Source organism: Chamaesiphon sp. VAR_69_metabat_338 (assembly GCF_031423935.1).
Classification (GTDB): Bacteria; Cyanobacteriota; Cyanobacteriia; order Cyanobacteriales; family Chamaesiphonaceae; genus Chamaesiphon.
Genome location: NZ_JANPGM010000519.1, coordinates 1 through 8,770, shown reverse-complemented (window position 1 = coordinate 8,770; position 8,770 = coordinate 1). Strand labels below are relative to the sequence as shown.

The 8,770-nt window shown below is 47.4% G+C and carries 10 protein-coding genes and 1 pseudogene; 6 read left to right on the top strand and 5 right to left on the bottom strand.

The window, feature by feature from the left end; all coding sequences use genetic code 11:
- A pseudogene (locus RMO84_RS14440) lies at positions 1–220 on the top strand (penicillin-binding protein); the annotation flags it as partial.
- A 316-nt stretch (positions 221–536) separates the two neighbouring features.
- Positions 537–1,622, top strand: a complete 1,086-nt coding sequence (locus tag RMO84_RS14435) for a DNA cytosine methyltransferase (protein WP_310489143.1) — start codon at positions 537–539, stop codon at positions 1,620–1,622.
- A gap of 215 nt (positions 1,623–1,837) precedes the next feature.
- Here the strand turns inward: RMO84_RS14435 and RMO84_RS14430 are convergent, their stop codons facing one another.
- Together RMO84_RS14430 and RMO84_RS14425 are read right to left on the bottom strand one after the other, a co-directional pair.
- Complete coding sequence (locus RMO84_RS14430) at positions 1,838–2,173, bottom strand: DUF5615 family PIN-like protein (protein ID WP_310489142.1); 336 nt, start codon at positions 2,171–2,173, stop codon at positions 1,838–1,840.
- 2 nt (positions 2,174–2,175) lie between these two features.
- Positions 2,176–2,517: a DUF433 domain-containing protein gene (locus RMO84_RS14425; protein ID WP_310489141.1), complete on the bottom strand. Its 342-nt coding sequence runs from the start codon at positions 2,515–2,517 to the stop codon at positions 2,176–2,178.
- 134 nt (positions 2,518–2,651) lie between these two features.
- Here RMO84_RS14425 and RMO84_RS14420 point away from each other — a divergent pair, with 134 nt between their 5' ends.
- Positions 2,652–3,923, top strand: coding sequence for a lipid-A-disaccharide synthase (locus RMO84_RS14420; RefSeq protein WP_310489140.1), 1,272 nt, complete (start codon positions 2,652–2,654; stop codon positions 3,921–3,923).
- Between the two features lie 83 nt (positions 3,924–4,006).
- On the opposite strand, the gene RMO84_RS14415 is transcribed toward RMO84_RS14420, so the two are convergent.
- Both RMO84_RS14415 and RMO84_RS14410 read right to left on the bottom strand, forming a co-directional pair.
- Positions 4,007–4,216: a hypothetical protein gene (locus tag RMO84_RS14415; protein ID WP_310489139.1), complete on the bottom strand. Its 210-nt coding sequence runs from the start codon at positions 4,214–4,216 to the stop codon at positions 4,007–4,009.
- 273 nt (positions 4,217–4,489) lie between these two features.
- Positions 4,490–4,828 carry a protein kinase domain-containing protein gene (locus tag RMO84_RS14410; protein WP_310489145.1) on the bottom strand — a complete coding sequence of 113 codons (339 nt, stop codon included), beginning with the start codon at positions 4,826–4,828 and terminating at the stop codon, positions 4,490–4,492.
- Positions 4,829–5,012: 184 nt separating this feature from the next.
- Here RMO84_RS14410 and RMO84_RS14405 point away from each other — a divergent pair, with 184 nt between their 5' ends.
- The 3 genes from RMO84_RS14405 to RMO84_RS14395 all read left to right on the top strand — a co-directional run bounded on the left by RMO84_RS14405 (position 5,013) and on the right by RMO84_RS14395 (position 7,653).
- Positions 5,013–5,141, top strand: coding sequence for a hypothetical protein (locus RMO84_RS14405; RefSeq protein ID WP_310489138.1), 129 nt, complete (start codon positions 5,013–5,015; stop codon positions 5,139–5,141).
- Positions 5,142–5,201: 60 nt separating this feature from the next.
- Complete coding sequence (locus tag RMO84_RS14400; protein WP_310489137.1) at positions 5,202–6,104, top strand: ParA family protein; 903 nt, start codon at positions 5,202–5,204, stop codon at positions 6,102–6,104.
- Between the two features lie 229 nt (positions 6,105–6,333).
- Entirely contained in the window at positions 6,334–7,653 is a 1,320-nt protein-coding gene (locus RMO84_RS14395) for an IS4 family transposase (RefSeq protein ID WP_310489144.1), read from the top strand.
- A gap of 237 nt (positions 7,654–7,890) precedes the next feature.
- Here the strand turns inward: RMO84_RS14395 and cobT are convergent.
- On the bottom strand, positions 7,891–8,770 hold an 880-nt coding region (gene cobT, locus RMO84_RS14390; RefSeq protein ID WP_310489136.1), incomplete at its 5' end, for a nicotinate mononucleotide-dependent phosphoribosyltransferase CobT.

Sequence of the window (8,770 nt, the reverse complement as noted above, 5' to 3'; positions counted from 1 at the left end):
AACGACCTCTTCCGAACGAGATGTCTGGTTTGTCGGCTACGTGCCCCAGTTAGCCGCCTCTGTGTGGATTGGCAAAGATGACTTTACCCCTCTGGGTCAAGGTGTCACCGGCGGTACCTATGCCGCACCAATTTGGCGGAGCTTCATGCGCGAAGCACTCCAAAACGAACCGATCGAATCTTTCGCATCTCCAGCTAAGTTCAAGCGTCCTGGTACTTAATGACGATCGATTAGAGTTTTGAGAATGCTTCTTTGTTTAAGGGGTAGCAAGGGTCTTAAGTCCCTGCTTTTAGGCAGATTGTGGTTGGCGCATTTTCATTGATACATAACCCGTCCATGAAAACCCAATTCTCTGCTTGTCTTGACGCACACAACCTGGAGGGAACCTCCAGGTCGATGCGTCGCTGGTGAAACGCACGCTGTAGGCGAGCGGAGCGAGACGTGTCGCTAGACGGAAACCTCAGCGCGATTTCATCCGCAATTCTCAATTCTCAATTCTCAATTAATATAAGTCCACCGTTGACAGTTACAGCAACATGAATAGACCGATCGGAATTGACCTGTTTGCTGGTGCTGGCGGGATGTCACTCGGTTTCGAGCAGGCGGGTTTCGATATTGTCGCAGCCGTCGAAATCGACCCGATTCATTGTGCGACCCATGAATACAACTTTCCGGCGGCGACGACCATTTGCGCTAGCGTTATCGATCTCACGGGCAACGATATCCGCCGCCGCGCTAAATTGGGCACCAAAGAGATCGATGTGGTGATGGGTGGCGCACCCTGTCAAGGTTTCTCCCTGATGGGCAAACGCGCTTTTGACGATCCGCGCAACCAATTAGTTTTTCATTACGTCCGCATCGTCCGCGAATTACAGCCCAAATATTGCGTCTTTGAAAACGTCAAAGGCTTGACACTGGGCGCACACGCCCAGTTTTTGTCAGAACTAATTGCCGCCTTGGGAGAAGCTGGCTATGATGTATTGACACCATATCGGGTGTTAAATGCTGCCGATTATGGCGTACCGCAGGATCGCCGCCGATTATTTTTAGTCGGGACGCGCAAAGGTTTGAACGCGCCTGAGTATCCAGCCGCTCACCCAGAGCGAGTTACCGTCTGGGAGGCGATCGGCGATCTGCCCAACGCTGAAGACTTCGATGCCTTATGGCACCAAGATTTTGTCACAGCACAATGGGAGACGACTAGCTCCTACGGTCGCAAATTGCGAGGATTCGATCGCGACCATCAGGATTATAGCTACCACCGTCACTTCGATCTCAATTTGCTGACCTGTAGCATCAGAACTCGCCACACTGGATTGTCTCGATCGCGATTTGCCGCCACCAAGCAAGGTAAAACCGAACCCATCAGCCACTTTCGCCGCCTCGACCCCGAGGGGCTGTGTAATACGCTCCGTGCGGGTACGGATAGTGCCAGAGGCGCACACACATCGCCCCGTCCGATCCATCCCTGGTTGCCTCGCGTCATCACCGTGCGGGAAGCCGCGAGACTGCATTCCTACCCCGATTGGTTCCGCTTGCACTCCACCAAGTGGCATGGCTGTCGGCAAATCGGTAATAGTGTGCCGCCGCTCCTAGCGAGAGCATTAGCCAGTGAGTTATAAAAAGCACAGGGCATCAAACCATCCAAACCAAAAAAAATCCTCGATTGCGGTCAAGATCGACTGCTATGTTTTGATATGAGCAATGCCGCGCGATATTTTAATGTGCCACTCCACACGATCGCCCAAAGAGATCGAAAAATATCAGCGATCGCCGAAGTTGTTGTGGGAGAGACAGTATGACAATTTAACCTAGATCGTCAGAGATCGCGCATAATTTAGTTGGCAGGACGAACGACACTAACTATTTTTCCTTGGAAGATCTCTGCCGATCGGATTGCATTATGAATACGAGTTGTTAGTTCTGAACTATTCCGATCTTCAGTACATACAATAATTCCACTATGACTTGGCACGAGTTGATGTAATTTCTTAAAATCTCTACGATTTTGAGTTAAGACAATTCGATCGTTGGCCGTTGCAAACTCTAGAACTTCTGGGTCTGCAAAACCAGCATTCCCTGATTCTTGCACTGTCAACACATCATGACCTAGCGATCGCAATAACTCTACTACCGGGCGCGGAAATTGCTCATCTGCATAGATTTTTGCCATAGCTACAGTTCCGAGAGATCGGCACCTTCTTGTTCGGCTAATGCTATTTCAATCTCATCAGGATAAGCCTCCGCGTAAGCCCAGACATTGATTAAATCGGCAGCAGTTAACTGGGGATAGTTATTGAATAATTCGGCATCTGTAGCTCCTTGCCGACGCAAACTTACAAACAACCATACCGGCAGACGAGTCCGATCGAGGCAGGCATCACCACCCATCACACCTGGTGTCTTCACAATGCGACGGGAACCTTTACTCAGCCCCTGTGTCAAAATCTGTAATGCCTCAGCTTTTTCAGTCGCATTCAAAGCTGAAATTTGGGCTTCTAATTCTTGTAATGTCATATATCTATCCAGTGGCGAGTCACTTTGTTGAAACTTAACTCGATCGTCTACCTGTAATAATCATAGCAAGATAGTTTGCTATTAACCCCATACTAATTCGATTTAATTATAGATCGATTAAATATCTAATCTTAATGAATACCATTCAACCGATCGATCTGATTATTCTCTCCAATGGCTCTGGAGAAGTCACGACTTGGGTGCGTCCGGTGGTGAAAGCCTTACGTGCGAAATTGGGTATCGATCGATCGCAGATTCGGATCTCAGCAATCTTATCGCCATGTCCGAATGCTAGTGGTAAAGAAGTTCAGATTTTACAATCTTATCCCGAGATCGATCGCGTCCAGGATGCCGAGCATTTTACTAACTTTTTAGTATGGGGGAAAACTGCCGAAAATTGGGACTGGCGATCTCATGGCATAATTATTTTCCTGGGCGGCGATCAGTTTTTTCCAGTTATTATTGGCAAGCGATTGGGTTATCAAACCGTAGTTTATGCTGAATGGACGGCTAGATGGCACAATTTAATCGATCGATTTGCCGTAATGAATGCCGAAGTTACTGCTAAAGTCAAACCACAATACGCCGATAAGTTTACGGTAGTTGGTGACTTAATGGTGGAGATGCAGACTGAAATCGAGTCTGAAGTAATTAATGATAATGATGAGATTTTAATTGGATTATTACCAGGATCGAAGTCAGCAAAATTGGGAATGGGGTTGCCACTGATGCTGGCGATCGCCCAATATATTCAAGCTGCTCATCCCCAGGTAAAATTTGCCATTCCCGTCGCACCGACGATCGATCTCGATACTCTCGCCAGTTATGCCGATCCCACCAAAAATCCGGTAATTGCGCTCGTTAATGGTGCCACTGCGACACTAGTACGGGATGAAACGATGCCTTATCTCCAGACAAATAAGGGATTAAAAGTCGCATTACACACTGAATTCCCCGCCTACGATTGGCTGAGTAAGTGTACCTTCTGTTTGACCACCATTGGGGCAAATACGGCAGAATTAGGCGGCTTGGGGATACCAATGATAGTTTTAATCGCCTTGCAACAATTAGATGCCATGCGCGCCTGGGATGGGGGCTTAGGGATCTTAGTTAATTTACCGCTGATCGGTTCGCCGATTTCCAAACTCGTTAATACGATCGCCTATCGGACGATGGGCAGTCGCAAGTTTGCATGGCCGAATATTTGGGCTGGAGGAGTAGAAATAGTCCCCGAATTAGTTGGCAATTTAGATGCCAAAACTGTCGCCGAATTTGCGATCGATTATCTCGAACATCCCGAAAAATTAGCCGCCATGCGATCGGCTCTGCGCCGAGTTCGGGGCGAAGCAGGTGCTGCCGATAAATTAGCATCGATCGTCGCAGATTTAATATCATCGCGATCGTAGTTATCGATCTTACTAACTCTAATAGATTCCCGACTTCTCGGAGAAGTCGGGGATCTGTATCTGCGACTAAAGTAGTTGGGAAATTATCGAGAGTGTCGATCGATTCCAGGATGCAAAAAATCTAAATATTTTAAAATTTCACCCATTAACCATTGCTGCTCGGCAATATCTAAATATTTACCAAAAGTATATAAAGGAAGACAGGCAGTCGTTTTTTGCTTTAACTCAAGCTTATAATATCGGTGTGCCAAAATCTTCAGTTTAATTCCACCTTTTGAACTGAGTGTGCCCACTTTTTGATAAAAGTATTTAAAAACATAGCCAAGGCTGTTAGGACAAAACAGCGATTGAAATCGCCGCTTTTAATGCAAAGTTTGCCTGTCTTGACGCGCTGTCTTGTCTTGACGCACACAACCTGGAAGAAACCTCCAGGTCGATGCGTCGCTGACTGAAACACATGCGGAGGGAACCTCCGCGTGATTTCAGTCGCAAACCGTCGGGACACCCGACGAGCGCGCGTCGCTACGCAGACTAATCAGAAAACGTCCTAACGATCTTGTCTACTGCTATACATCTATTGATGAGAATCGCTCCGCTGGATCTGGCTCTAACATCAGCTCCAGCCAGTCGGCAAAATGACTGCTGATATTTACGTGAGCGCGAAAACTCAACTTCAATCGCTCTTGAGGTAAATCCGCAGGCGATCGATGAGTGAGTAGATATAAAATAGTTGCACCCAAGCCGTATAAATCGCTCGCAGGCACCGCCGCACCGCGAAATTGTTCGGGAGCCATATAGCCGAATGTCCCCGCTACCGTGCTGCCTTTAAGCAAGGTATTGCGATCGACATTCTGCACCGCGCCGAAATCGACTAGAAATACCCGTCCGTCGTCGTTGCGAACGATCGGCGATAATCGGATCGATCGATGAATTGTTAATGTCCATAAGCTTGCTCAATTAATCGCGATCTTGTGGCGGCGATGCTACTCCTACGGCGAGCCTCAACTCTAAAAGTCGTTCCTACAATACTTCAGATTATCCACCACCAGCTTACCGCCAACATTTACGGAAATTTATATTCTTCCAATCTTGCTAAATTTTCCTAGACTCGGTTTGCGGCAGCAGTCGATCGAGGGTGTATTACGTCCAGGTAAAATTATGTCAACTAGGATCGATGATTTCGATCTTAAAGCGATCGAAACCGACTATCATGTGTAGCGGTACTTACGGATGTATCCGTGCCGCGTACTCAAGTCAGGGAGCCATTTGAGATCGATTATGGGACTAGTCATCGCCACTGTCAATATGAAAGGAGGTGTCGGTAAAACCACCCTCACTGTCAATCTAGCGGCTTGTCTTGCCAAGCTTTATGGGAAGCGCGTATTAGTTGTCGATCTCGACACCCAGATTAGCGCGACTCTCAGTCTCGTCACTCCTCAAGACTTCGCCAAAATTCGCCGCGAGAAGAAGACGATTAGTTATTCGATCGCCAAAGTTCTCAAACCTAATAGTCGTTATAAATTTGAAACCAAAGATATAATTACTTCAGATGTTTGTTGGGTCAAAGGTCTAGACTTATTGGCTGGCGACATCGATATTTATGACGAATTTCTAGTATCAGAGAAACTTCACCAGGAAACGCTTGAGAATCCCAGTACAGATTTTATCGATGTCTGGAATGGATTTGAAGGCTCGTTGATCAAAGATATTTTGGCTCCAGTAATCGATGATTATGATTTCATCATCCTCGATTGCGCTCCTGGATATAATCTGCTGACTAGAAGCGGCATTATGGCTAGTCATTTTTACATCATGCCTGCCCGACCCGAACCGCTATCTTTAGTGGGAATGCAGTTATTAGAACGTCGGATTGCCAAGCTCCGAGAAACTCATGAAGGCGATAAAAATTGCTTGGAAAGTAGCTTATTAGGGATTGTCTTTATTCTATCTGGTAGTTCGATGTTTGCGCGTTATTACGATCGAGTGATGGAGCGCGTCACTCAGGATTTTGACGATAGTAAAATCTTTCAAACCCGCATTCCGATGGATGTCAATGTCGCCAAAGCGATCGATAGTTTCCAACCTGTAGCGATCGAGAATCCTAGCTCCGCTGGCTCTAAAGCCTTTATGAAGTTGAGCCAGGAGTTATTGGCGAAGGTCAAGCAGTTGGCGGGGGATTAGGTCGAAGCTTGGAGCGGGGAGCGAAAAGTGCGGTCTTGGGCTTTGCCCTGCTTGGGTTCGTTCCATGGTCGGGGAACCCCATTCGTGACAAGTTAAGGAAATCCAAAATTTGTCAAGAGCACAGAGGAATGGTGTCAAACTAAGACTAGCACAGAGTTAGAGCTGAGTGTGACCCATGCCTAGAACAAAGAAAACAAATCGCGACCATGCCAAGCGACAGCAACGTCCGATGATGGAAGATGAGGAGATCGCCGCGCAACTAGAGCAGTTAGTCACACCAACACTAATCGCCCAAGAAAAGTACTATCGCCAGTTGGGAATGAGAGACAGGATACTGAATCTGCCACTGATGGTAGCAGCAGTACTGACCCTCATCTGGCGAGACGTAGCCGGAGTAACAGAGTTAACCAGAATGCTAGCAAGGGAAGGATTCTTGTGGTGTGAACCCAAACAAGTAAGTCAACAAGCATTATCACAACGATTTCTAACATTTCCTGCCGAAATATTTGAAAGTATACTTAAGGCGTTATTACCAGAATTCGAGCGAAAATGGCACAGCAGAAAGCAAAGACCGTTACCTCAAAGCATTCAATTTGCACAGACTAAATTTGCCAGAATTTGGGCTAGTGACGGCTCAACATTGGAAGCAATCTTCAAGAAATTAGAGAGTCTAGCGACAGTACCGACTAACCAATTAGCAGGGAAAATGGGAGTAGTCATCGATCTAGTAACTCGGCTGCCAGTAGAAATTTGGTTTGAGTCGAATGCCAAAGCTAGCGACATGAAATTCGAGGCAGACATCTTGAATCTAGTTAAGTCGGGCACATTAATTTTGCTAGATAGAGGCTTCTGTCATTATCTGTTTTGGCAACAACTTATCGAGCGTGATGTTCATTTGATTACCCGACTCAATCATAAGGCATCATTTACAGTTGAGCGAGTATTCACTAATAGTTACAGCATCCGTGACCGATTGGTAGTAATGGGTGCTGGTACTCCAAGAATCCCTGCGGTCACGATGAGGCTGGTGGAAATCAAATCGGGTAAAACTTGGCATTCTTATCTGACTTCAGTACTCGACCCGTTAATCTTACCGCCCTATGTAGTTGCCGATTTGTATGGTAGAAGGTGGCGGATTGAGGAGGCATTTAATACTGTTAAACGCTTATTAGGCTTGAGTTATATCTGGACGGGTTCATGTAATGGGATTAAGCTGCAACTCTGGGGCACTTGGCTATTTTATGCGGTGTTAGTCGATCTGGGTGATGCTATCGCTGATGAAGTGTCTGTGCCTTTCGACCGGATTTCTTTAGAGATGATCTATCGTGGTCTGTATCATTTCTATGTTGCTCATCACAAAGGTTTGGCCACTGACCCGATTAAATATTTTGCGGCTCCCGAAAATCAGGATCTCGGTGTTGTTAAATCTATTCGTAAACCATTTAAGAAATTGATTATTGAACCCTTCCCTGAACGAGCGAACAGGGAAGGTGAATTTTTCTTTGAGCCATCCGCTCAACCCAGCTTGACAACTGCACTCGCACCTTAACTTGTCACGAATGGGGGCACCCGACCGAAAAGGCATCCGCTTTTTAAGGGGGATTTAGCGGCTCCCGCACGCCTTTGTTCCCCGACGGTTTAGCGACCCAAATCACGCGGAGGTTCCCTCCGCATGTGTTTGGGTCAAGACAGGGAGACAAGACAGGGGGATTAAAATCTACGATCCACATCAAAAAACCTTTTCAGACATCCTCTTAGACAAGTAGGGGTAATTCATTAATTACCCCTACTTGGCTAAACTCTCAGCCAACAATTTTTCGATCGAGTCTAATAATTCTGCCTGTCCCCAACCGCGATATAAACTAGCCGCGATCGCTAGTCCGCCCGCACCGACACCTTCTTTGACAAAACCTTGCTCGTAAACTTGCAACTGGGGATATTGAGATTTGGCAAAACTCAAGTTAGTAGAGATCAGCGGAAATGGGGGAATAGATCGAGCTAGTGCGACGGTATCGCCAGAGCGATCGTTAGCTACCCAAGCCGTCGTCCCGACGACGATTTGAGCCGTGTTAATCTCGATTCCTTCCTCTAGGCCAATTGCTTGGATTAGAGCGGCTACAGCCAGCATTTGCGTCCCGCCAGCAAGTAAAACACCACAGCTTTGACTGGCGGCGATCGTTATGCCAGCGACGACGATTTGCATCGGATCGCCGATCGCGGCAACTAGGGCGAGGGGTGAGAGTGGTAAAGCTAGTTGGGATAAGCCGCGATCGACTATTTCGGCTTTTTGCTGATGATTGCAGACTGGGTGAGAACTATTGACTTTACCCAGTGCGTCGATGCCCAAACCCCTCAGCAGACTCAGTGCGGTAGTGGTGCCGCCGACGACGCATTCGCCGATGATGAGATAGCTATCTGCGCCCACTTCTGCTGCCAATTTGGCACCCCAGTTTAAGCCCTGCTGATAGAGCTGAGTGACTGTCGCTAGCGGTAAGGCGGCACCTGTAGTCAGACAAGCCGCAGGCTGCCCGCCCAAGTCTACATGGGTGATGGCGGGCGGTGTTGGTAAGCCAGCATTGAAGATATATGTGGGCAAATCTAAGGCAGCGACGATCGCTCGCGAGATATAGACGGGGGATGCGCCAGCGATCAGCGGTGGTAAGGGA

What these genes read in the sequence shown, in the direction of transcription:
- RMO84_RS14435 (WP_310489143.1), top strand. Translation starts at nt 537, where the DNA reads ATGAATAGACCGATCGGAATTGACCTGTTTGCTGGTGCTGGCGGGATG.
- RMO84_RS14430 (WP_310489142.1), bottom strand. Translation starts at nt 2,173, where the DNA reads ATGGCAAAAATCTATGCAGATGAGCAATTTCCGCGCCCGGTAGTAGAG.
- RMO84_RS14425 (WP_310489141.1), bottom strand. Translation starts at nt 2,517, where the DNA reads ATGACATTACAAGAATTAGAAGCCCAAATTTCAGCTTTGAATGCGACT.
- RMO84_RS14420 (WP_310489140.1), top strand. Translation starts at nt 2,652, where the DNA reads ATGAATACCATTCAACCGATCGATCTGATTATTCTCTCCAATGGCTCT.
- RMO84_RS14400 (WP_310489137.1), top strand. Translation starts at nt 5,202, where the DNA reads ATGGGACTAGTCATCGCCACTGTCAATATGAAAGGAGGTGTCGGTAAA.
- RMO84_RS14395 (WP_310489144.1), top strand. Translation starts at nt 6,334, where the DNA reads ATGATGGAAGATGAGGAGATCGCCGCGCAACTAGAGCAGTTAGTCACA.